The sequence below is a fragment of the Roseburia sp. AM23-20 genome (assembly GCF_003470905.1).
Taxonomy (GTDB): domain Bacteria; phylum Bacillota; class Clostridia; order Lachnospirales; family Lachnospiraceae; genus Roseburia; species Roseburia rectibacter.
This window is the reverse complement of sequence record NZ_QRHS01000077.1, coordinates 1-786: the sequence shown is the minus strand read 5'-3', so window position 1 is coordinate 786 and position 786 is coordinate 1. Positions and strand designations below refer to the sequence as shown.

General features: G+C 47.2%; 1 pseudogene. It reads left to right on the top strand.

The annotated features are described in order from the left end of the window. A pseudogene (locus DW650_RS19395) lies at positions 1–786 on the top strand (hypothetical protein); the annotation flags it as partial.

Here is a 786-nt window from a genome sequence, read left to right as displayed (position 1 = left end):
TTGTTCAGCGGATATCCGGAAAAGGTGGAAATCAAAGAAGAAAGAGGATACAGGATTGCAGACATACAGGCTGTGTCAGGAACAATTCTTTTAGATCAGAAAAAAAGTAACCGGGTATTTCAGAAAAAAGTACAGACTTATATGGGGATTGCCGGTATCGTAACAGCAGATACCGAGCACAGTGCCTGCATACTGCCAGGGAGCGACATGCGGACCGGAGGGACGCTGATACAGTATCAGGAAACGGACTGGAGATTTCTGAAAAGAATGGCGTCCCAGCTTGGGCTTTCATTAGTGCCGGATACCAGCTATTATTATCCCCGCTTTTACCTTGGATTGCCGGAAGGTGAAAAAAGGGAATTGGGAGAAATCATTGCCTGTGATCTCTGTTTTGATGGGAGATATTATGCAGTCAGTGGAAAATGCCTTGTTGATAGGGAAGATTTCATTTGTTATGATGTTGTTACGAGGACAAGCCTGTCGCTGGGGGACAGAGTAACATATGAAGGAAGGGAGCTGCTTGTTTCTCGGAAAAAAACAGAACTGGCAGGAGGGGAGGTCATCTTTACATACCGCCTTGCGGGAAACAGTTATACATGGGTTCCATGGGAGGATAACCCGGACTATACGGGAATGTCATTTGTCGGATCCATTGTCGGAACGCAGGGAGAGCAGGTAGAAGTAGCATTTGACATTGACAAGACTGCGGCGGGCGGGAACCGTTATGGATTTGCCCCGGCGACGGGAAACCTGATGTACTGTATGCCGCAGAAGGGAACAAAAACA